Origin of the sequence: Sorangium sp. So ce176, from assembly GCF_051519835.1 — a bacterium.
GTDB lineage: Bacteria > Myxococcota_A > Polyangia > Polyangiales > Polyangiaceae > Sorangium > Sorangium cellulosum_G.
In genome coordinates this window covers 544,049-566,334 of sequence record NZ_CP150371.1, presented here as the reverse complement: position 1 = coordinate 566,334, position 22,286 = coordinate 544,049, and the positions used below count along the sequence as shown (strand labels likewise).

Sequence of the window (22,286 nt, the reverse complement as noted above, 5' to 3'; positions counted from 1 at the left end):
TCGTGGGAGGGGCCCCCCGCCCGCCCCTCCCGCATCACCCCCACCCCCGCCCGTCACCTAGCTGCATCCCATGCTGTTGCCGCAGTTGAGGCACTTGTAGCAGGCCCCGTTGCGCACGGTGATGTGCCCGCACCCGTCGCAGACCGGCGCGTCGCCCATCATGTCCTCGAGCTGCGCGTCGAGCGCGCTCGCCGTCCGCCCTCCGCCCTCGAGCAGCACGGCCGCCGGCGAGGCCTGCGAGAACGACGCCGCGCCGCTCTCCTGCGCCCGCGACTCGACCGGGTCCTCCATGGCCGAGGTGACCGGCTGCACGTGGGCGAGGTCGTAGCGGTTCAGGTACTCGACCCCGAGCACGCGGAAGAGGTAGTCCACGATCGACGTCGAGAACTTCACGTAGTCGTGCCCCTCGACGACGCCCTGCGGCTCGAACCGGGTGAAGGTGTACTGCTCGACGAACGTCTCGAGCGGCACGCCGTACTGGAGCCCGATCGACACCGCCATCGCGAAGCAGTTCATCATCGACCGGAACGCGGCCCCCTCCTTGTGGAGGTCGATGAAGATCTCGCCGAGCGTCCCGTCGTCGTACTCGCCGGTGCGGAGGTAGATCTTGTGCCCGCCGACGCGCGCCTCCTGCGTGAAGCCCTGGCGCTTCCTGGGCAGGCGGAACCGCTCCGGCGCCGCCGCCGAGGGCGAGCGCGGGCGCGGCTGGAGCGCGGCCGCCGCCTGGAGCACGGGCCCGGCGATCTCGGCCTTGTCGGCCTTGTCGGCCTTGCTCTTCGCGTCCTTGCTCTCGCTCGTGCTCGAGGTCGACGAGAGCGGCTGCGACGCCTTGCAGCCGTCGCGGTAGAGCGCGACCGCCTTGAGCCCGAGCCGCCACCCCTCCTCGTAGATCCGCTGCACGTCCTCGACCGTCGCGTCGTTCGGCAGGTTCACGGTCTTCGAGATAGCGCCGGACAGGAACGGCTGCGCCGCGGCCATCATCCGGACGTGCGACATCGGCGCGAGGTACCGGCGGCCCTTCTTGCCGCAGCGGTTGGCGCAGTCGAACACCGCGTAGTGCTCGTCGCGCAGGTGCGGCGCGCCCTCCACCGTCATGCGGCCGATGATCGTCTCGTTCGCCTCCTCGATCTCCGCGGGCGAGAAGCCGAGGTGCTGGAGCAGCGAGAAGCCGAAGCGCGCCCGGGACTCCTTGGAGACGCCGAGGCGGTCGTACGCCTCCTCGCCGAGGATCCAGGGGCCGAAGGCGAGATCCAGATCGAACACGCCGGGGATGGCGGCCTCGACCTTCGCGAGGTCGTCGTTCGTGAGCCCCTTGGCCTTGAGCGACGCCCGGTTCACGTGCGGCGCCGCGAGGAGGGTGTTCGTGCCGGAGACGTAGGCGACGATCTCCTGCACCTCGGCCTCGGGGTAGCCGAGCCGCCGGAGCGCCTCGGGCACGGACTGGTTCACGATCTTGAAGTAGCCGCCGCCCGCGAGCTTCTTGAACTTCACGAGCGAGAAGTCGGGCTCGATGCCCGTCGTGTCGCAGTCCATCAGCAGCCCGATGGTGCCGGTCGGCGCGAGCACCGTCGCCTGGGCGTTGCGGTAGCCGTGCTCCTGCCCGAGCCGCACCGCCTCGTCCCAGTCGGCGCACGCCGCCCGCCAGAGCGGCTCCGGGCAGCGGTCGCGGTCGATCGCGTACGCGGCGTCGCGGTGCATGCCCATCACCCGGAGCATCGGCTCGCGGTTCCTCGCGAAGCCCGCGAACGGCCCCTTGGCGGCGGCCATCTCCGCCGAGACCCGGTAGGCGTGGCCGCACAGGATCGCGGTGAGCGCGCCGGCGACCGAGCGCCCCTGGTCGGAGTCGTACGGGATGCCCTGCAGCATGAGCAGGGTGCCCAGGTTGGCGTAGCCGAGCCCGAGCGGCCGGTAGTCGTGCGAGTTCTTCGCGATGTTCCGGGTCGGGTAGGCCGAGAAGTCGACGAGGATCTCCTGCGCGACGAAGAACACCCGCACGGCGTGGCGGTAGCCCTCGATGTCGAACGAGCCGTCCTCGCGGAGGAACCGGGTGAGGTTCAGGCTCGACAGGTTGCAGGCCGAGTCGTCGAGGAACATGTACTCCGAGCACGGGTTCGAGGCGTTGATGCGCGCCGTGTTCGGGCAGGTGTGCCAGCGGTTGATCGTCGTGTCGTACTGCACGCCCGGATCGGCGCAGCCCCACGCCGCCTCGGCGAGCTGGCGCCAGAGATCCTTCGCGCTCAGCGTGTCGATGACCTCGCCGGTCGTCCGGGAGCGCGTCTCCCACGACGCGCCCGTCGCCGCCGCGCGCATGAAGTCGTCGCTCACGCGCACCGAGTTGTTCGAGTTCTGCCCGCTGACGGTGTGGTAGGCCTCGCCGTTGAAGTCGGAGGGGTACCCCGCGGAGATGAGCGCCATCGCCTTCTTCTCCTCGCGGACCTTCCACTGGATGAAGTCGACGATCTCCGGGTGGTCCATGTCGAGGCAGACCATCTTGGCGGCGCGCCGCGTCGTCCCGCCGCTCTTTGTCGCGCCGGCCGCGCGGTCGAACACCTCGAGGAAGCTCATGAGCCCCGAGCTCGTCCCGCCGCCCGAGAGCTTCTCCTGCTTCCCGCGGATCGCGCTGAAGTTCGTCCCCGTGCCCGACCCGTACTTGAACAGCCGGGCCTCGCTCTTCACGAGGTCGTAGATGCTCATCAGGTCGTCCTGGACCGCCTGGATGAAGCACGCGGAGCACTGCGGCCGCTCGTAGGCGTTCCGGGTCTCGACGATCTCGTCGACCGCGCCCGCCCGCTGCGCCGCCGCGCCCGCCTTCACGGCGGCGCTCCCGTTCCCCGCGTCGGCCGACGCCTCGTTCCACGCGTAGTTGCCGCCCGATCCCTCGATGCCGTAGCGGTGGAAGAGCCCGCAGTTGAACCAGACGGGCGAGTTGAACGCGCCGTACTGGTGGACGAGCAGGTACGAGAGCTCCGCCTCGAAGGTGTCGGCCTCCTTGGCCGAGGCGAAGTAGCCGCCGAAGTGCTCGCCCGCCTCGCGGATGGTGCGCGCGAGCCGGTGCACGACCTGGCGGACGCTCGTCTCGCCGAGCTCCTTCTTTCCGTGGATCCCTGCCTTGCGGAAGTACTTGGAGACGACGATGTCGGTCGCGAGCTGCGACCAGCCGGCGGGGATCTCGGCCCCCTCCATCTTGAAGACGACCGAGCCGTCGGGGTTGGTGATGACGCTCGAGCGGCGCTCCCAGGTGACCTCGTCGAGCGGGTCCACGCCGCGATGCGTGAACCGCCGCTCGAACGCAAGCCCGCGCGGCCGAGAGGCCCCCTTCTTCGCGGCCGTCTTCGCGGCCGCGCCGTTGGTCTGCGCCTTGGCAGCCCCCCCGGTCACCGGACGGGCCCCTCCTTCTTCCTTCGTCCGCGCCGTCATCTTGCCGTTCCCGGCGGGAAGCTTACCGCCGTCACCCACAACTGCCGACTGGGCCATTTCCAAGTCCTCCTGTGAGCCACCGCACCTGTCGGTGGCCCGGGTCCTACCGAAAGCACAAAGAGTTCCCTGGAGACGACGAGGCGCTCATCGCCTCGATCTCCACGGGTCCTCGTCGCTTCTCCCCGACTACCTGCTCAAACGTTCCGTTTCACGAGCCGTGAGCATAGTTTCAGGTGCCATGCCTGAAAGGCGTGCGCCGACATTCGGGAGCGCCTGACCGCCTGCTAGTCAAACCCGCGAAGCCCTCGTGCGTCAAGGAGAACCGCTACATCTTGGGATCCCCGGCCTAACAGGGCCCACATATAGGGCCCCGCCCGTTCGCCCCACGTTTCGTAGCGTTCTCCGATCAGCTCTGAACAAGTGCTACCCAACGGGCGCACAGATTGCTCACAGCTTTCCCCCGACAAAATCTGACACCTCCGGAAAGCCATCCAACAAATCCCACAGACCTCGAGCGGGCGCGTGCAAAGGACGCCGTCCGAGCTGTGGAGCTGTGGGAGGGGTGGGAGCGTGCGGGCGCGCGCCGGGGACGGGCCGCTGTCTGAGCACCTTGTCGCTGATCAGCGCCCCTGCGAGCTCGGCGGGGCCCCAGCGAGCGCGCGCCCCGCACGCTCCCGCCCCTCGGGTCAGTCGAGCTCCGCCGCTTCCCCGCAGTACGCGAGCACCCGCTCCCCCTCGCAGTGGATCGCGAGCGCGACCTCCCCGGCGATCCCCCGCAGCCCGACGAGATCGAGCAACGTCGGCACCGGCGCCGGCAGCAGCGGCGGCGGCGGGATGTACCGCGACGCACGCACGATCGTCGGCTCGATGGCCGCCGCCTTCGGCCCGATCATCTGGCGCAGCTCGTGGAGCGCCCGCTCGAACCCGCCGAGCATGTCGACGAGCCCGCGCGCCTGCGCCTCCGCGCCGCTGTAGACGCGCCCCTGCGCGAGCGGCTCGATCTCCTCGACCGGCCGCCTCCGGCCGCGCGCGACGACGCGGAGGAACGTCCCGTAGATCGCGTCGAGCTCGCGCTCCATCACCGACCGCTCCCCCGCGTCGAGCCGGCGCGACGGCGAGAACAGATCGGCCCGCGCGCCGCGCTTCACGACGTCGGTCGAGACGCCGAGGCGCTCGAGCAGCGGACCGAGCGCGAAGCGCGCCGAGACCACGCCGATGCTCCCCGTGATCGTCTGCGGCTGCGCCACGATCGCGTGCGCCGCCGCCGCCACGTAGTACCCGCCGCTCGCCGCCACGTTCGACATGCACGCCACGACCGGCTTCACCTCGGCGAGCCGCGTGACCTCGTGGTGGATCCTGTCCGACGCGAGCGCCGAGCCGCCCGGCGAGTCGATGTGGAGGATGACCCCCCGGATGCGCGGGTTCTGACGCGCCGCGCGCAGGCTCGCGACAAGCCGCTCCTCGCTCGCCAGCGAGGCGCCCCGGAAGCGGGCGCGGCTGACGATCGCGCCGTGCACCTCGACGACGCCGATGATCGGGCGCGGCCACATCGGCCGCATCGAGGGCGCGCGCCGCGCGCCGAGGTAGCGCGCCGCCGACACGAGGCGCGTCCTCGCAGGACGCGCGGCCGCGCGCGCCCCGCCGTCCGCGCCGGCGCCGCCCTCGGCGCGCCGCGGCGAGATCGTGCCGGGGAGCAGCCCCGTCGCGAGCATGTGCTCGAGCTCGTCCTCGTACGCGACAGCGTCGACGATGCCCCGCGCCACCGCCTGCTCCGCGCCGTAGGGCGCCTCGTCGATCCACCGCGCGACCGTCTCGCGGTCGACGCGGCGCCCCTGCGCGAGCGACGCGATCAGATCGGCGAAGCGCGCGTCGAGCAGCGCGCCGACCTGCTCGCGCTGCGCCTCGCTCATCGCGTCGCGCACGAGCACCTCGCCGGCGTTCTTGTACATGCCCTTCGCGAACACCTCGGGCTCGACGCCTACCTGCTCCAGCGCGCGGCGCACGTAGCGCCCCTCCACCGCGAACCCGAGCGGCGACACAAGCGTCTCGGGCCCGACGACGACGGCCCGCGCCGCGGAGGCGAGCAGGAGCATCGTGTTGTCGGCCCCCATCGGCAGGTAGGCGACGATGTCCTTGCCCCCCGCCCGGATCTCGAGGAGCGCGTCCCGCAGCGAGGCGATCACCGCGGGCCCCGCGTGGACCGAGCGCATCCGGAGGAGCAGCCCCGCCGGGCGCGGGTCCCTCATCAGGTGCTTGCCCAGCTCCCGGACGCGCTCCACCGAGAGCGGCGCCCGCTGCCTGGGGCGCCACCAGAGGGCGAGCCGGACCCGCGGGGGCTGGAGATCGACAACGCGGCCGTCGATTTCGAGGACGACATACCCGCCCCGTGGTGCAGCAAACGCCCAGCGGAGCGCGCTGACCGGGAGCAGCAGCAGGCGGAGGAGATTGATGAGCAGGGCAGCGATCACCGGTGGCTCCTGGGGACGTTCAGAGGAGAGACTGCGCCGCGCCCGCCGCCGAGCGGCGGCCAGGCCATGGCGAGGGAGGGCCGGGGAAGACAAGGTGCGCAGGAACGGACCGCGCGGCGCGAGCCCCGGGCGACCCGGGTGACGCCGGCGCCGCGGGCCTCGCGCCGGCGCTGGAAAGAGAGAGCGTGACGCAAGGGGCCACCCTGTGGCTACACTGTCGCGCTAAGTTTCGAAGGGGACGGCGAGCGCATCTCGTTCTACATCGTGAAGCCGTCGTCTTCTCTCCTACAGACCAGCTCAGCAAGCCGCGGGCCGCAGGCCCCCGGCGACCTGGGTGGCAGACCCCCCTCCACGGAACGTGCATCCCGAGCAGAGCGCCCCCGCCACGAGCCAGCTCCCCCCGCCAGCCCCGTCCACCTTGCGGCTCGTGCCTCTCGGCGGCCTCGGCGAGGTCGGGATGAACTGCCTCGCGCTCGAGCAGGCAGACGGCGTGCTGCTCATCGACTGCGGCGTGACGTTCCCGAGCTCGGACCTCGGCATCGACGTCTACCACCCGCGCTTCGATCACGTGCTCGCGCTCCGCGACCGGGTGCGGGGCGTCGTGCTGACGCACGGTCACGAGGACCACATCGGCGGGCTGCCGTTCCTCCTGCGCCACCTCGACGTCCCCGTCTGGGGCCCGCCGCACGCGCTGGAGCTCGTGCGTTACCGGCTCGCCGAGCACGGGCTCGAGGACAAGGCGCGGCTCGTGGCGACGCAGGTCGGGCGCGAGGTCGCGATCGGCGGCTTCGTCGTGGAGCCGATCCGGGTGACGCACTCGATCGTCGACGCCACAGCGCTCGCGATCCACACGGCCGCGGGGCTCGTCGTCCACACCGGGGACTTCAAGCTGGACCCGTCGCCGCTCGACGGCGAGCCGACCGACGAGGCCCGCTTCCGCGCGCTCGGCAAGGACGGGGTCCGGCTGCTGCTCTCCGACAGCACCAACGTGGACTCGCCCGGCGAGGCGGGCAGCGAGCGCGACGTCGCCCACGCGCTGGCCGAGCTCGTCGAGACCGCGCCGGCGCGCGTCGTTGTCGGCGTCTTCGCCTCCAACGTCCAGCGCCTGCTCGCCCTCGGTCAGGCCGCGGTCCGCGCGCGCCGCAAGATCTGCCTCCTCGGCCGCAGCGTGCAGACGCACGTGCGGGCCGCGCAGGCCGTGGGGCGGCTGCCGTGGCCGAGCGACCTGCTCGTGCCCCCCGAGGTCGCGTCGTCCATGCCGCGGGAGCGGCTCCTCGTCGTCGCGAGCGGCACCCAGGCCGAGCGCGCCTCCACGCTGACGCGGTTCGCGTCGGGGACGCACCCGCACCTGCGCCTGGAGGAGGGGGATCGGGTCATCCTCTCGAGCCGGGTCATCCCTGGCAACGATCGTCCGGTCGTCGACATGATGGCCGGGCTGCTCCGCCTGGGCGTGGAGCTCGTGACGTGGTCGACGGATCGGCGCGTCCACGCGAGCGGGCACGCGCATCGAACGGAACAGACACGCATGCTCGACATGACGCAGCCGCGCAGCTTCCTCCCGGTGCACGGCGCGCTGCACCACCTGACGCGGCACGCGGCGCTCGCCCGGGAGCGCGGCGTCTCCGAGGTGCTCGTCGCCGAGAACGGCCACGTCGTCGAGATCGGCGCGACGCAGCCGCTCGGGCGGAGCGGCCGGGCCATCGCCGGCCGCGTGGCCACGGCGAACGGCGAGGAGCTCGGGGAGGAGGTCCTCCGGGAGCGCGCGAACCTCGGCCGCTCCGGGGTGGCGTTCGTGTCGCTCGTCGTCGACGTGCACGGCGCCCTCGCGGCGCCGCCGCAGGTCCTCGCCCGCGGCGTCACCGGCGAGCTCGAGGGCGGCGCGCTGAGGGCCGCGGCGCGCGCGGTCGCGCAGGCGGTGAACGACTGCGAGCCGCGCGCGCGGCGCCGCGACAACGACATCATCGAGGCGGCGCGGCTCGCGGCGCGCAGGACGATCGAGGCGAAGCTCGGGAGGCGCCCCCTGGTGACAGTGGCGCTCACGCGGCTGTGACGCCCCAGGAGGGGAGCGCCCCGCCACCGGGAGGCGGCGAAGGCGAGGGCGGCGCGAAGCGCTCCGCCGCTGACTTTTTGCGTCCGGCGCTGCTCTCCTGCATCGACCGCGTCCGCGCCGACGCGCGGCGCGTCGTCGCCACCAGCGCGCAGGGCGAGGGCGCCGAGCCGGACGCCGAGGCGGTGCACGACTTCCGCGTCTCGCTCCGCCGGCTGCGGACGCTGCTCAAGCCCGCGCGGCGCATCTACGGCAAGCGGCGCCTCCGGCCCATCGCCGACGGGCTCCGGGAGTTCGCGCGGGCGACCGGCACGCTGCGCGACGAGGAGGTGCTGCGCGAGACGCTCACCGCGCTCGATCTGGGCGACGAGGCGCGGGCCGCCGTCGGCGCATGGGTCCAGCGGCGATCGCGCCGGGAGCACGAGGCGCGCGCGCACATCGTCGAGCTGCTCCGGCGGGACCGCCCGGGCGACGCGGGCGCGACGCCGGCCGACGCGCCGGCGCCGGGCGACGCGGGCGCGACGCAGGCCGACGCGCCGGCGCCGGGCAAGCGGCTTCGGCTGGAGAAGTACCTCGCGCGGCTCGAGCGGCGCGTCTCGCGCAAGAAGAAGGCGAAGCGGCGCGGCGCCGAGGCGCTCGCGCGACGAGCGATCGGCGACGCCCTCGACGACGTGCGCGCGCTCGCGGCGGCCGATCCGGGCGACGGCGCGGCCATGCACGCGCTCCGGATCCGCTTCAAGCGGCTGCGCTACTCCGCCGAGACGTTCTCCCCGCTCTTCGGCGAGCGCGCCGAGCGCACGGCCAAGTCCGCGTCGCGGCTCCAGCGCCGCCTCGGCCAGCTCCACGACGTCGACGAGGCGCTCGCGCAGATGAGGGACGCCGAGGGGCTGTCGCCCGACGAGCGCGCGGCCGTCACCGACGCGCTCGGCGCAGAGAGGGCGCGGCTCGCCCACAAGGCGACCGAGGAGCTCACGCACGAGCTCCAGACGCTCGCCGCGCTCTGGCCGGACGAGCCGCCCGCGCCCCCGCCCGGGTGACGCAGCGCGGGGCGCGCAGCGCAGCACGGAGCGCCGCAGCAAGGAGGCCGCGGACGGGCACGGAGGCTCCTCGGCCGCGGAGCCCGCCATGAGGGCAGGCGGTTCGTGATACCGTCGTCAGGGCTTCTTTTCCGAGGCGAAGCTCGCCGATCCCGGAGGTCGTGTTGCGCCGCTCTGCCTTCCCCAGCGTCACCGCGCTCGTCGCTCTCCTCGCCGCGAGCGCCTGCACCCAGGACTTCGATCAGTTCAACCCCTTGCCCTCCCCGGGCTCGTCCGGGAGCTCCGGCGGGGCCGGCGGCGGTCAGGCGACGACGACCGCGGCGACAACGGGCAGCGGCGCAGGCGGCGCCGAGCAATGCCTGAACGGCGACGATGACGACCGCGACGGCGAGGTCGACTGCGCCGACGACGACTGCAGCGGGTTCACCTGCGTCGCCGTCCCCGAGGGCTGGCAGGGGCCCGGCATCCTGTACGCGGGCCGCGCAGCGGCGGACGTCGACTGCCCCGCGGGCTTCCCCACGCGCGTGGACGTGGGCGGCCGCGATCCCGTCGACGAGCCGGCGACCTGCAGCCCGTGCGCGTGCGGCGCGCCGGACGTCGCGTGCGAGACGCCGGCGGTCACGGTGTACGGGGACGACGGGTGTGGCGGGGCGAACGTGACGCTGCCGGTGCAATCGACGGACTGCATCAACCTCGGCAGTGACTTCCGGCCGGGCAGCTACAGCGGCGAAGCGCCCGTGGATTCGGCGACGTGCGCCGCGTCGGGCGGCGAGGCGACGTTGCCGCCGCCGCGCTTCGGCACCGAGGGCGTCGTGTGTGCGCCCGGGCCGGACGCCGGCGGCTGCTCGGCAGGCGAGGCCTGCGCCCCGCGCGAGATCGACGCGCCGTTCGAGCAGGGCGCCTGCATCTGGCGCGAGGGGGAGCGGCGCTGCCCCGAGGAATTCGGCGAGCGACACGTGTTCGCGAGCTCCGTGATCGACGAGCGCGGCTGCACGCGGTGCACGTGCGACGCGAGCGGCGTGAGCTGCGCAGCGACGCTGACGCTCTTCGAGAGGAACGGCTGCCGGACGCCGGTCGAGACAGTGCCGTTCGACGGGGGCTGCGTCGACGATCCGCCCCCCGCCACATCGGTGAGGATCGAGGTGACCGGAGCCGGCAGCTGCCGGCCGCGCGGCGGCGAGCCCAGGGGGGAGATCGAGGAAGGCGAGGACAGGATCACCGTCTGCTGCGCCCGCTGAGCGGGCGCAGCGCGGCGCGCCTCCCGGCCCGTCCGGGATGGCGCAGGAGGGCGGGCGTTCCGGAAGAAAGATGAATCTTCTTCCCTACTTACCGCATTCCTCCTGCGTCTCGCCCTCGCTCGCCAGCCGCCATCCGTCGACGGGGCTGGCCGCGTCGCGCGACGCCGCGCGCCGTCGCGCGGCGCTCGACGGCGCTACTGCCGGAAGATCTCGACGCGCTCGAGGACGACGTCCTGGTTCGGCCGATCGCGCGTGGTCGCCACGTTGGCGATGCGGTTGACGACGTCGAGTCCACTCACGACCTTGCCGAACACCGAGTGCCGGTTGTCGAGGTGCGGCGTGGGCCCCTCGGTGATGAACCACTGCGCGCCGTTCGTGTTCTTGCCGGAGTTCGCCATGGAGAGGACGCCGGGGCCGTCGTGCCGCAGCGCGGGGTTGAACTCGTCCTCGAACTTGTAGCCCGGGCCGCCGGTGCCCCAGCGCGCCGCCATGTCCGGGTGGCGCGAGAGCGGATCGCCGCACTGGATCATGAAGCCCGAGATGACGCGGTGAAAGCGGATGCCGTCGTAACAGGGCGCGCCCTGCATGGCCTCGCCGGTCTTCGGATCCGTCCACTTGATGGTGCCCGTGGCGAGGCCGACGAAGTTCTTGACGGTGTTGGGCGCGCGCTGCTCCTCGAGCCTGACGACGATGTCGCCGAGCGAGGTCTTCAGTCGGGCGTGCAGCTCGCCGGTGCCGGGCACGTTGATCGGGGGGAATTGCATCGGGCCTTCTCCTCTTCCTTGCCGCCGGGGCGGCGACGTCAGCCGAAGGAGGAGGGCCCTCCTCGCTGCGTTCTTGTGCGGCGGTCTTAGCGCATCTCGCGCCGCGGAAGAGGGGCGAATTTGCCTCAGGCGCGCTCGAAGAGCGTCGCGATGCCCTGGCCCACGCCGATGCACAGCGAGGCGACCCCGACCTTGGCGCCGCGCGCGCGCATCGCATGCACGAGCGTGCAGGCGATGCGCGCGCCCGAGCAGCCGATCGGGTGTCCGAGCGCGATCGATCCGCCGCGCACGTTCACGCGCGCCGGATCGAGCTCCAGCGCCCGAGAGCACGCGAGCGCCTGCGCGGCGAACGCCTCGTTGAGCTCGAACAGATCCACGTTGGGCACGCGCAGCCCGGCCCGCTGGAGGAGCTTCTTCACCGCAGGGATCGGCCCCTCCCCCATCAGGTTCGGATCCACCCCCGCGGTCGCGGTCGCGATGACGCGCGCGAGCGGCGTCGCGCCGGCGGCCTGGACGGCGTCGCTCGAGGCGAGCAAGAGGGCGGCGGCGCCGTCGTTGAGCGGCGACGAGTTGCCCGCCGTGACGGACCCGCCGTCGCGGAAGGCCGGCTTGAGCTTCGCCAGCGCCTCGAGCGAGGCGTCGGCGCGCACGGACTCGTCGCGCTCGAACAGGAAGGGATCGCCCTTCTTCTGCGGGACGGGGACGGGGACCACCTCGGCGGCGAAGCCGCCCGACTCCCAGGCGAGCGTGGCGCGCTCGTGGGACAGCAGCGCGAACCGGTCCTGCTCCTCGCGGCTGATGCCGTGCTTCTTGGCCACGTTCTCGGCGGTCTCCCCCATCGACTGGAGCTCGAACCGCGCGCCCATCCTCGGGTTCGGGTAGCGCCAGCCGAGGGTCGTGTCGTAGACGGCCGGCGCGCTCCGGTCGAACCGCTCGGCCTGCTTGGGCATCGAGAACGGCGCGCGCGTCATGCTCTCGACGCCGCCAGCGATCGCGCAGTCGGCCTCGCCGGTGGCGATCATGCGCGCGGCGTCGGCCACCGCCTCGAGCCCCGAGCCGCAGAGGCGGTTCACCGTCACGCCCGGGACCTCGTACGGGAGCCCGGCGAGCAGCGCGGCCATGCGCGCGACGTTGCGGTTGTCCTCTCCGGCCTGGTTCGTCGCGCCGAGGACGACCTGGTCGAGGCGCGGCGCGAGCGAGGGATGGCGGCGCACGAGCGCGTCGAGGACGAGCGCCGCGAGGTCGTCGGGGCGGACCATCGCCAGGGCGCCGGCGTAACGGGCGATCGGGGTCCGGACAGCGTCCACAACGAAGACAGGGCGGAGAGCAACAGCCATGGAGCGATCGTAGCTTTGCCTGGTGAAGGCGCCGTCGAAGATCGCGTGAGCACGACCTCGGCGCCGCCTCCGTTCCCGCGCGCGTCGATCGCGAGCTCGGGTCGCGCCCGCCCGCCGGTTCGCGCCGAGCTGGACGCCGCTGCGCGGCCCGCGCTCGCGAGCAGGCGGACAACTCCCTACCTCGAACCTCCCGGCCGTCCGGTATCCCCCCGACGCTTCACCCGCCGAGCTCCAGAGACGGCAGCAGCCGAGAGGATCGATCCGGCGCGCCAGGTTCGTTCGACGGGAAGCCGACGTCGACAGCGACCGGGCGGCCGATCCGCTCTGTACGCCGTGAATTGATCGAGCCCGTGCCGGCTCAGTAGCTGCCGCTCGACCCGCCGCCGCCCGAGCGACCGCCGCCGCCGCCGCCGAACCCGGATCCACCGCCGCCGCGGCCTCCGCCGCCGCCCCGGAAGAGGATCGCCTGCAGGGCGAACCAGAGGAACCAGCGGAAGCCGGGCGAGATGAGCGCGAGCAGGAGCCCCGCCACCACGGCGATGACCGTGATGCCGACCTTGATCGGCGACGCTGGGGCGGGCGCCGGTTGCGTGCCAGGGGCCGGTCGCCGTTCCTCCTCGGGCGTCCCGGCGATCAGCGCCCGGGCGATCTCGGTCGTCCCCTGGTCGATGGCGTCGCGGAATCGGTCCTGCTGGAGCAGCGGGCTGATCGTCTGCCGGATGATGTCGTTCGACTGGAGATCCGTGAGCGCTCCGCCCACGCCCTTGCCCGTCTCGATCCGGACGCGCCGCTCGGACGGGGCGATCACGAGCAGGACGCCGTTGTCGGCCCCGCGCTGGCCGAGCTGCCACGCGTTGAAGGCCTCGTAGGCGACATCCTCGATCGTCTCCCCTTCGAGCGATCCGGCCACGAAGGCGACGATCTCGAACCCGGTCTGGCGGCGGATGCGGTCGAGCTTCGCGTCCAGAGCGCGGACGTCGACCGGGTCGAGCCGCCCCGCCGTGTCGACGACGTGCCCGGTGAGCGCCGGCGGCTTGAAGTCGGCCAGGGCGGGCCGGGCGACGAGCGCGCAGACAAGCGCGACAGCGGCCGCGACGGCCCTGACAACGGCCCGCAGCCGCGCTCCGCTCGAGACAACCGGGCGCATCGCCGCCTCCTTCATCAGAACGAGACCTTGGGCGCCGTCTGGACCTCGGGAGAGGCGGTGAAGTACACGCGCGGCTTGAACGGCTGCCCCGTGGCCTTGTTCACCACCTGGCCGCGGATCTTCAGGAGCTCCGCGTTGTACTCGCGCGCCGCCTGGTTGTACTCCTCGCGCGCCCGGAGGATCCGGTTCTCGATGCCCTCGAGCTGGACCTGGAGGCTGTGGAAGCCCTGGCTCGCCTTGAGATCCGGATATTGCTCCTGCACGACGAGGAGCCGTGAGAGCGAGCCGCTGAGCTGCTCCTGCGCCTTCTGGAAGGCCTGCACCTTCTCGGGATCGGTCAGGTCCTCGGCGTTGAGCTGGATGCTGGTGGCGCGGGCGCGCGCCTCGGCGACGCTCGCCAGCGTCTGCTCCTCGTGCTTGGCCGACGCCTTCACGACCGCCACCAGGTTCGGGACGAGGTCGTAGCGCCGCTGGAGGTTCGCCTCGAGATCCGACCATTTCTGGGCCGCGATCTGATCCTTCTCCACGAGCACATCGTAGCGCTGGCAGCCCATCACCGACGCGATGAGGGCGAGCACCGCCAGGAAAACGGGGACCACTGCCAGGCGCTTCCGAAACGTCAAAGGGTGAACAATCCGCATGACTGGCTCCACGGTCGCTTTCTTTACCGCCCGGGTAGGCGTGGATTCTCGCCATGCAAGACCGCGGCCTCGTGGCGTCCGCGGGCGCTGATCGGCGCGGCCCGCCGGCGACGTGGTACCCTGTCGCCCCTCGCTCGCGCTCCGGCCGCCCCTGCGCGGGGGCCACATGCGTGGCGCACCGCCACAGTCGACGGCCCGATGAACGACCGCCCGCGCATCGCCGCTCACCCGCTCAGCCCCGCAGCGTATGCGCCCTACGGCGATGTCCTCATGGCCTCACCGCACGGACAGCCGGGCAGGCCGGCCAACCAGGGGACCGCCCTCCGCTTCGACCGTCTCGCCGAGATCGAGGACCTCCGTCCCGGGCACGCCGCGCTGAACGTCTCCGTGTTCCGCTGCGCCCCGCGGACGACGTTCCCGCTCCCGATCGCCCTGCTGGAGAAGCACCCCGGCTCGACGCAGGCGTTCGTGCCGATGACCGCGCGCCGCTACCTCGTCGTGGTCGCCCTGGGCGGCGACCGGCCCGACCTCGGGACGCTCGCCGCCTTCATCGCGCACGGCGCCCAGGGCGTGACGTATCGCCCCGGCGTGTGGCACCACCCGATGATCGCGCTCGACGCCGAGATCGACTTCGTCTGTCTGGTCTGGGAAGACGGATCTCCCGGCGACTGCGCCGTGGTCGAGTACGGCGAGGCCGAGCAGGTAGCGATCGCGATCGACCCCTGATCCCCGGACCTCTCCCGCGCCGCCGCCGGTCCAGCGGGGCGCGGCGGCCGAGGCCAGCGCCGCAGGCGGGATCGCGGCGGCGGCCGAGGGCGCGCGCGCCCGCCCGCGCCGCCCCGCGCGCTGCGCCGCAGCCTCCGGGCGCGCGCCGCGCTATAGAGGGGCCCCGACCCCTCATGCGCCGCTCGACCCCCAACTGCTCGTTCGTCGCGCAGGAGCAGCGAAGGCTGCTCGCCGCGCTCGATGTCCTCGATGTAGCCGCCGTCGCCCGCATCCTCGAGGAGTTCGTCACGAGCGAGCGCAGCGCGCGGCTGCGCGGGGTCATCGCGGCGCGGCTCGACGCGGTCACCGTGGCCATGGACGCGCCGCACGATCCGCACAACGGGGCCGCCGTGCTCCGCTCGTGCGACGCGTTCGGCCTGCAGCGGCTGCACATCATCGAGCGGGCCGAGCCGTTCCTCGTCTCGAACACCGTCGCGCGCGGCTCCGAGCGCTGGGTCGACGTGCACACGCACCCGAGCGCCGAGGCCGCGGTGGCCGACCTCCGCGCCTCCGGGCACGAGCTCGTGGCGACCCACCCGGACGGCGATCTCACCCCGCGCGATCTCTCGAGCATCCCGCGCCTCGCGCTGGTGCTCGGCAACGAGCGCGACGGCATCCGCCCCGACCTCGCCGCCGCCTGCGCCCACGCCGTGCGCGTCCCGATGCGCGGCTTCGCGGAGAGCCTCAACGTGAGCGTCACCGCGGCGATCCTGCTCGAGCACGCGACGAGCGGCCGCCCCGGCGACCTGCCCGAGCCCCACCGGATCAAGCTCTACGCCCGCGCGCTGGTGCTCACCGTGCCCCACGCCGCGGAGATCCTGGCCGCGCGGGGCATGCACCTGCCCGCGCCGCTCGGGGGGCCGCCCCCTCCGCCCCCGGAGCCGCGCGGCCCCAGGCCGCGCCGACCGCCTGCGAATCCCGCGGCCGGAGAGCGCAGCGCCGGCGCCCCGCAGGAGCCCGAAGGTGGATAGCATGCGGCTCCCCATGCGATTCTCCGGTCCTCCGCGGCGCGATCGCCGCGCCCGCGGCGCCGCCCCGCCCCCGCCGGCCCCCCGCGGCCTCCGCGCGCGCCTCGCCGCGGCCCGCGCGGCGCTCGGCGGCCTGCGCGCGGCGCTCGCCCTCCTCCCGCGCGCGGCGGCCCCGTTCGCCCTGCTGCTCGCAGGCTGCATCGAGGTGCCGCCGCCCCCGCCCAGGCCGCCCCTCGAGCCGAAGGACCTCAAGGTCTCGGAGGGCGTCGGGCTCGAGGTCGCCTGCACGCCGACGGGGGTCGAGCTCTGCTTCGACGCGCACGACAACAACTGCAACGGCGTGATCGACGAGGGGTGCGGGCTCCACACCGGGATCCTCCAGTTCACGATCGCCTGGGAGGAGCCCGAGGCCGACGTCGATCTCAACGTCTATGACCCGACGGGAGAGCTCGCCCGTGTCGGGGAGCCGACCGCGAGCGGCCTCATGAAGGACCGCGACTGCCCGCGCGTGAGCGGCGAGTGCCAGGAGCAGAACGTGGAGAACGTCTTCCTCACCGAGGGCGAGCCGGCCCGCGGCCGCTACCGCGTCGTCGTGCGGCTCGACAAGCTGAACGACGCGACCGCCCCGATCCGCGTCCGCCTGAGCGCGCGGATCGGCCAGCGCTCGTACAGCATGGTGCTCGACCTGTCGCCCTCCGCAGCGACCGAGGAGAAGAGCGTCGAGTTCACGCTCTGAGCCTCTGGCGACGCGCGCCTCCCGCGGTCACGACGCGACCACGCGTCCCTCGCGCAGCGGCCTATCCGCCCTTGCGGGAACCCTCCACGCCGCCCGACGGCGACCGCGCGAGACCACGACCACGAGGCGCGCGCCTCGTGGTCACACCGCGCGCTCTCCGCGCGCGTTTCATGGCCGCCGCGCGGTTGACGTCCGCCGCTCCCCCACCTTAAAAGACATGGCCATTTTACACCCGGAGATGTCCCGCGAATGAATCCCACGTGGATGCTCACATTGCTCGTCGGCCTCTTCGCCGCCTTTGCGTGGAGCGCCAACCGGCGCTGGCAGCTCCTCAAGGTCGGGCGCGGGGAAAGCCGGCTCGATCGGATCGCCGAGCGCCTCAGGGGCACCTGGGAGTACGCCTTCCGCCAGCGGAAGATGGGTTACTACCCGCTCGCCGGGCTGGCGCATAAGCTCATCTTCTTCGGATTCCTCGTTCTCCTGCTCCGGACGATGATCCTCTGGGGCCGCGGCTTCGACCCGGCGTTCGACCTCTGGATCCTGGGGCACGAGCCCGTGCGGCTGCCGGGCATCGGCGCGGTGCCGCTCGGTGGCATCTACGAGTTCGTGAAGGACGTCATGGCGACGCTGGTCGTCGCCGGCGCGCTCGTGTTCATCTACTACCGGGCGATCAAGCGCGAGCGGCGCATGACCCTCTCCGGCGAGGGGCTCCTCATCCTCGGCATCATCGTCACGATGATGGTGAGCGACATGCTCTATGACGGCGCCGCGATGGCGCTGCACCACAGGTGGTCGACGATGACGTGCGGCCCCGGCGACGCGGCGCTCTGCGAGCGCATCGCGACGGTGACGGCGCCGTTCGCGGGCGTCCCCGCGGACCCGGCGGCGCTCCGCTGGCACCTGTTCCCCGCCCCGGCGGGGTCCTTGTTCGGCGTCCTCGTGGGCGGCGCCAGCCCGGGGACGCTCGTCGTCCTCGCGCACATCGGCTTCTGGACGCACGTCACGCTGGTGCTCGTGTTCCTGAACCTGCTGCCGCACTCGAAGCACTTCCACATCATCACGTCGATCCCGAACGTCTTCACGCGCGACCTCGACCCGCGCGGCCGGCTGCCGCTCGTCGCGGGCAGCGCCGAGGCGATCGGCGAGATGGTCATGAAGGCCGCCGAGGAGCCCGAGAAGGCCGCCCCTGTCGGCGTGGGCCGCATCGAAGACTTCACCTGGAAGGCGATCCTCGACTTCTACACGTGCACCGAGTGCGGCCGCTGCACCGACAACTGCCCGGCCCACAAGACGGGCAAGATGCTGAGCCCCAAGCAGCTCACGCTCGACCTGCGCGACCACCTGTACGGCCGTGAGAGCGAGTTCATCAACAGGCCGGGCGGCCCGAGGGGGCTCGCCGACGGCCACGCGGCCCAGGCGAACGGGCACGCCGGCGACGGGGCGGGGGCGACGGACGGCGAGGGCGCCGAGGCGAAGGAGGGCTCCGAGCACGCGGAGCAGGCGTCGCCGGAGAACCCGGTCCCGACCCCCGAGGCCGCGTACAAGCCCGTCGACCTCGTGGCGAACGTCGTCCATCCGGACGTGCTCTGGGCCTGCACGACGTGCCGCGCCTGCGAGGAGCAGTGCCCGGTGATGATCAGCTACGTCGACAAGATCGTCTCCATGCGCCGCCACCTCGTCCTCGTGAAGGGCGAGTTCCCCGCCGAGCTCGGGAACCCGTTCAACGCGATGGAGGTCAACGGCAACCCCTGGAACCTCGCGCGCATCGACCGCGGCAACTGGGCCGAGGGGCTCGAGATCCCCTCCATGGCCGAGAAGCCGCAGGCGCCCGTGCTCTACTGGGTCGGCTGCGCGGCGAGCTACGACGACCGCGCGAAGAAGATCGCGCGCGCGACCGCCAGGCTCCTGAAGGCCGCCGGCGTCGACTTCGCGATCCTCGGCCAGGAGGAGACGTGCACCGGCGATCCGGCGCGCCGCGCGGGCAACGAGTACCTCTTCGCGATGCTCGCCGAGCAGAACGCCGCGACCCTGAACGGCTACAAGGAGCAGGGCGGCATCCGGAAGATCATCACGACCTGCCCCCACTGCTTCAACACGCTCGCCAACGAGTACCCCGACTTCGGCGCGAAGTTCGAGGTCGTGCACCACACCGACTTCCTGCTCGGCCTGGTCGCCGAGAAGAAGCTCGTCCCGAAGAAGCCGGTCCAGGGCAAGGTCGTCTTCCACGACTCCTGCTACCTCGGCCGCTACAACGACGTGTACGAGCAGCCGCGCGACATCCTGAAGAGCATCCCCGGCGTGCAGCTCGTCGAGGCCGAGGGGTGGAACCGGCAGAAGGGCCTCTGCTGTGGCGCCGGCGGCGCGCAGATGTGGATGGAGGAGCAGAACAAGGACCGCATGAACGTCAAGCGGACGCTGCAGCTCCTCCAGACCGAGGCGAAGACGATCGCGACAGCCTGCCCGTTCTGCCAGACGATGATCACCGACGGCCTCAAGGATCAGTCCAAGGAGGACTCGATCCGCCAGCTCGACGTGGTCGAGCTGCTCGAAGAGAGCTGCGCCCTCGATCGCCCGGCCGGCAGCCGCGCGGCCGCCTCGCAAGAGGCCGCTGATACGGCCGCGTCCGCCAGCGCCTAGATCCCTTCAAATTCCGTTGACAGCGCACGGGAGATCGCCGCGCCGTGAGGTTCATGGCGCACGATCCCCCGTGCTTCCCCACATTTACGCCCTGGAGCAAGCCTGACGGAGATCAGGAGCAGCCTTCTCGTGCGTCCCGTCTCGGCCTGAGCTAGATTCGGCCCTGCCGCCGGAGGTGGATGTGATTGAAGGCGCTCTGAAGGGGACTGCGAACCTGGATCCCCGCCCTGCACCGGAGGGGACCGCGAACGCGGATTTCCGGCTCACGGGGACATTGACTCATCCGATCTGCATCTCGATCGACGCCGTCGCCGACAACGCGCTGCGCGCGCGCCAGGCAACCTCGGGCGCAACGGAGCTCCGCTGCGACGTGTGCGACACGGCCATCGAGGGGGAGCCCGCCGGGCGCGGCCTCTACATGTGGTCGCGCGGCGAGGAGCTCCGGTTCGAGGAGCCCGCCCTGTGCGGCGGCTGCGCTGTCGCCATCGGGATGACCGCGCTGTCCGCGTGGAACGTCGAGGAAGAAGAGGGCTGAGCCCGCTCCCGCGGCCCGCCGAGAGGCGCGGGCCGCGCCGCCGCCCGGCGGCTTGTGCTCCACCTCAGCACCCCGTCATCACGTCAGCGTCACGTCAGAACGCCTCGCCGATCGCCAGGTTCACGGCGATGGGCAGCACGTCGAACAGCGCCTCCGGGACCCGCTCGTCCTCGGGCCAGTCTTCCTCCCCGGGCGTGCACTTGCCGAACACCTGCAGGCACGGGACGCGGTAGCCGACGTCGAAGCGCAGCGGGCCGACCGGCGTCGTGTAGCGCAGGCCGACGCCGGCCGAGATGTGCGGCCGCTGCGCCCCGGAGCGGAACAGGCTGAGCTCGCGGGTGACGTCGCCCGCGTCGGCGAAGATCACGGTGCCGAAGCTCTCCCCGAGCGGGATCCGGAGCTCGAGGCTCGCCTCCCAGAGCAGCCGACCGCCGATCGGGACGAGCGGGGCCTTCTCGATGTCCGTGTCCTCCGTCGCCGTGGGAGACGGCACGCGCGCGTGCGGGCCGACCTCGTTGAATCCGTATCCACGGTTGCTCGTGGCGCCGCCGCTGAAGAACCCGCGGAACTGCATGAGCTGGAGGTCGGCCCCGCACCTCGCCCGCTCTTCGTTGCTCGCGCTGGTGTGACACCGGGTCGGGTCAAAGGACGCCTCGCCGTACTGGAGGTCCGCGTTGGTCGGGAACAGCCACCCGGTCATCATGCGGAAGCCCAGGGTCCATCTCCTCGACACCGGGAGGTAGGCGCGAAACTCGGGCTGCAGGCGGATATCGCGGGCTTCGTGGAATCTCTTCGCGTTGACGGCTGTCGGGCCGACGAGGGTCCTGGCCAGCGCGGTGTCCGCCGCCAGGTAGCCGGCGAGCTGAGCGTCGAGCGCGACGTAATAGCCGTGGTGAGGGGTGAGCCTGTCGGGCTTCCCCGCCCGGTTCAGGCGGCGATCGTAGGACACCGTCGCCTGGAGATAGGGGATGAAGATGGTCCCGAAGCCCACCGGCAGCGGCGCCGCGTTGTAGGTGAACGGGCTGTTGAGCTGAACGTTGTAGAGCAGGGAAGCGTTCAGGTCCGATTTCAGAAAAGGCCGCTCCAGCCCGATGGATCCGACGTACTCGCGGTAACCGACGATCGAGTGCTCCGGCTCTTCCGGAGGGGGATTTGCAGGACTTCCTGACTCACCCTCTTTCTCCTCGGGCCGGTCCGGCTTGGTGCAGAACTCGCCTGTCTGCGGGCAATAGAGCTTGAACGAGCCCCGCAGCACCGCGGCCGTGCGGCGCTCGAACGCCCCGGGCTGGCGGAGCTCGGACCGGAGCTGGATCTCCGGCAGGACGCGGAAGTCGTCCTTCAGCTCGCTGCCGAAAAGCGTCGAGAACTCCACCGGATAAAAGACAAGCCCGGGCCGGGCCTCGATGTTGAAGCGGCGCAGGCCGCCAAGGAAGTTGCGGTCCTCCCACCCGGCGACGAGGTGCGCCTCGACGCGCGAGCCGACCTCGGCACCGCCGCCGAGCCGCACGGCGCGCAGCGCGGCCGGCTCCACGGAGAAGGTCACGGGGACGACCGGGCTCCTCGGCTGCCCGGGCGGCGCGAGCTCGGGCTTCACCGCCACGGCGCCGAACACGCCGAAGTCGGCGAGCGCCTGCTCGGCGTCCGCGAGCACCGAGGTCGAGAACCGCTCGCCCTCCTCGATGCCGATCGCCGTCCGGACGGGCGCCTCCGGGAGCTCGCCGAGCCCCTTCAGGTTCACCTTGCCGAACGTGCACTCGGGGCCGAGCTCGATCGTGTAGCGGACCCGCGCCTCGTTCTTCACGAGGTCCACGTCGACGTGCCCCTCGACGGTCGCGTAGGCGAAGCCGCGATCGGTGAGGACCCGGAGCAGCGACTTCTTGAGCTGCTCGTACTGGTCCTCGTCGAGGCGCTCGCCGATCTTGAGCTGGTTCTTCGCCTCGGTCACCGGCCGGGCGATGTCCCTCCCCTTCTCCAGCGTCCAGTCCCGCCACTGGAGATCCACGGACGCGACCTTCACCGGATCTCCCTCGGAGACGACGATGCGCACCTGGACGCGCCCCTCCTTGCCAGGGCCGCCCATGCGCTGCACCCGCGCCGCGCGCGCACGCGCGTTGTAGAACCCGCGCGCCCGGTAGTACCGCTCGATGCGGGCCATGTCCCGCTCGAGGACGAACCGGTCGAACCGCTCGTACTCGACCGTCAGCGCGTCCCAGATGCTCAGGATCGGCACGCGCTCGAACGCGCCGCCGAGCAGGTGCGAGCTCTCCGCCGTCGCGATGCGGTCGGCGAACTCATCGCCGCTGATCACCTCGCCGCCCTCGAAGGAAACGTCCTCGATGGCGCACCCGCTGAGGTCCGGGCGCGTGCACGCCGGCGGCTGACGCGTCGCGCAGGCGGACGCCCCGAGCGCGGCGGACACGACGAGCGCGCAGGCGACGGATCGCGCGAACGGGGCCTGGACACCTGAAAGGTAACTTTCGGTTGTGCCGGCGGCGGTGCGATCGCCCCGGTGTGCGCGATGGCGAGGATTCAACGTTACGCCTGTATTT

Annotated in this window: 15 protein-coding genes; 8 read left to right on the top strand and 7 right to left on the bottom strand. The window is 72.2% G+C overall.

Annotated features, from left to right (window positions below):
• Positions 1–57: 57 nt before the first annotated feature.
• On the bottom strand, positions 58–3,474 hold the full coding sequence (locus tag WMF42_RS02125) for a vitamin B12-dependent ribonucleotide reductase (protein ID WP_437689934.1): 3,417 nt from the start codon (positions 3,472–3,474) through the stop codon (positions 58–60).
• Between the two features lie 629 nt (positions 3,475–4,103).
• Positions 4,104–5,885: a signal peptide peptidase SppA gene (sppA, locus tag WMF42_RS02120; protein ID WP_061605483.1), complete on the bottom strand. Its 1,782-nt coding sequence runs from the start codon at positions 5,883–5,885 to the stop codon at positions 4,104–4,106.
• A gap of 358 nt (positions 5,886–6,243) precedes the next feature.
• On the opposite strand from sppA, the gene WMF42_RS02115 reads away from it, so the two are divergent.
• The 3 genes from WMF42_RS02115 to WMF42_RS02105 all read left to right on the top strand — a co-directional run bounded on the left by WMF42_RS02115 (position 6,244) and on the right by WMF42_RS02105 (position 10,207).
• Positions 6,244–7,935 carry a ribonuclease J gene (locus WMF42_RS02115; protein WP_061605482.1) on the top strand — a complete coding sequence of 564 codons (1,692 nt, stop codon included), beginning with the start codon at positions 6,244–6,246 and terminating at the stop codon, positions 7,933–7,935.
• Between the two features lie 77 nt (positions 7,936–8,012).
• Positions 8,013–8,969 carry a CHAD domain-containing protein gene (locus WMF42_RS02110; protein WP_437689933.1) on the top strand — a complete coding sequence of 319 codons (957 nt, stop codon included), beginning with the start codon at positions 8,013–8,015 and terminating at the stop codon, positions 8,967–8,969.
• A 164-nt stretch (positions 8,970–9,133) separates the two neighbouring features.
• The gene (locus WMF42_RS02105) at positions 9,134–10,207 is read left to right on the top strand and encodes a hypothetical protein (protein ID WP_061611215.1); all 1,074 of its coding nucleotides are present in this window, start codon (positions 9,134–9,136) and stop codon (positions 10,205–10,207) included.
• Between the two features lie 194 nt (positions 10,208–10,401).
• On the opposite strand, the gene WMF42_RS02100 is transcribed toward WMF42_RS02105, so the two are convergent.
• The 4 genes from WMF42_RS02100 to WMF42_RS02085 all read right to left on the bottom strand — a co-directional run bounded on the left by WMF42_RS02100 (position 10,402) and on the right by WMF42_RS02085 (position 14,054).
• Entirely contained in the window at positions 10,402–10,971 is a 570-nt protein-coding gene (locus WMF42_RS02100) for a peptidylprolyl isomerase (RefSeq protein WP_061611216.1), read from the bottom strand.
• A 125-nt stretch (positions 10,972–11,096) separates the two neighbouring features.
• On the bottom strand, positions 11,097–12,308 hold the full coding sequence (locus tag WMF42_RS02095; RefSeq protein ID WP_437689932.1) for a thiolase family protein: 1,212 nt from the start codon (positions 12,306–12,308) through the stop codon (positions 11,097–11,099).
• Positions 12,309–12,666: 358 nt separating this feature from the next.
• Positions 12,667–13,455, bottom strand: coding sequence for a TPM domain-containing protein (locus WMF42_RS02090; protein WP_437689931.1), 789 nt, complete (start codon positions 13,453–13,455; stop codon positions 12,667–12,669).
• A 14-nt stretch (positions 13,456–13,469) separates the two neighbouring features.
• Positions 13,470–14,054: a LemA family protein gene (locus tag WMF42_RS02085; protein ID WP_233562282.1), complete on the bottom strand. Its 585-nt coding sequence runs from the start codon at positions 14,052–14,054 to the stop codon at positions 13,470–13,472.
• Positions 14,055–14,294: 240 nt separating this feature from the next.
• Here WMF42_RS02085 and WMF42_RS02080 point away from each other — a divergent pair, with 240 nt between their 5' ends.
• From WMF42_RS02080 to WMF42_RS02060, 5 genes are all read left to right on the top strand, one after another.
• On the top strand, positions 14,295–14,822 hold the full coding sequence (locus WMF42_RS02080) for an ureidoglycolate lyase (RefSeq protein ID WP_063815922.1): 528 nt from the start codon (positions 14,295–14,297) through the stop codon (positions 14,820–14,822).
• A 173-nt stretch (positions 14,823–14,995) separates the two neighbouring features.
• Positions 14,996–15,832, top strand: coding sequence for a TrmH family RNA methyltransferase (locus WMF42_RS02075; RefSeq protein WP_437689930.1), 837 nt, complete (start codon positions 14,996–14,998; stop codon positions 15,830–15,832).
• A gap of 13 nt (positions 15,833–15,845) precedes the next feature.
• On the top strand, positions 15,846–16,565 hold the full coding sequence (locus WMF42_RS02070) for a hypothetical protein (RefSeq protein ID WP_437689929.1): 720 nt from the start codon (positions 15,846–15,848) through the stop codon (positions 16,563–16,565).
• Between the two features lie 264 nt (positions 16,566–16,829).
• The gene (locus WMF42_RS02065) at positions 16,830–19,202 is read left to right on the top strand and encodes a (Fe-S)-binding protein (RefSeq protein WP_437689928.1); all 2,373 of its coding nucleotides are present in this window, start codon (positions 16,830–16,832) and stop codon (positions 19,200–19,202) included.
• A 181-nt stretch (positions 19,203–19,383) separates the two neighbouring features.
• Positions 19,384–19,737, top strand: coding sequence for a hypothetical protein (locus WMF42_RS02060; protein ID WP_155798405.1), 354 nt, complete (start codon positions 19,384–19,386; stop codon positions 19,735–19,737).
• Between the two features lie 94 nt (positions 19,738–19,831).
• On the opposite strand, the gene WMF42_RS02055 is transcribed toward WMF42_RS02060, so the two are convergent.
• Positions 19,832–22,156 (bottom strand): BamA/TamA family outer membrane protein, encoded by a 2,325-nt coding sequence (locus WMF42_RS02055; RefSeq protein ID WP_437689927.1) that lies wholly within the window; start codon positions 22,154–22,156, stop codon positions 19,832–19,834.
• Between the last annotated feature and the right edge of the window lie 130 nt (positions 22,157–22,286).

Bases quoted from the DNA above. Each gene is read 5' to 3' on its own strand.
- WMF42_RS02125 (WP_437689934.1), bottom strand. From the start codon at position 3,474: ATGGCCCAGTCGGCAGTTGTGGGTGACGGCGGTAAGCTTCCCGCCGGG.
- WMF42_RS02070 (WP_437689929.1), top strand. From the start codon at position 15,846: ATGCGATTCTCCGGTCCTCCGCGGCGCGATCGCCGCGCCCGCGGCGCC.
- WMF42_RS02075 (WP_437689930.1), top strand. From the start codon at position 14,996: ATGCGCCGCTCGACCCCCAACTGCTCGTTCGTCGCGCAGGAGCAGCGA.
- WMF42_RS02100 (WP_061611216.1), bottom strand. From the start codon at position 10,971: ATGCAATTCCCCCCGATCAACGTGCCCGGCACCGGCGAGCTGCACGCC.
- WMF42_RS02095 (WP_437689932.1), bottom strand. From the start codon at position 12,308: ATGGCTGTTGCTCTCCGCCCTGTCTTCGTTGTGGACGCTGTCCGGACC.
- WMF42_RS02065 (WP_437689928.1), top strand. From the start codon at position 16,830: ATGCTCACATTGCTCGTCGGCCTCTTCGCCGCCTTTGCGTGGAGCGCC.
- WMF42_RS02080 (WP_063815922.1), top strand. From the start codon at position 14,295: ATGAACGACCGCCCGCGCATCGCCGCTCACCCGCTCAGCCCCGCAGCG.
- WMF42_RS02090 (WP_437689931.1), bottom strand. From the start codon at position 13,455: ATGCGCCCGGTTGTCTCGAGCGGAGCGCGGCTGCGGGCCGTTGTCAGG.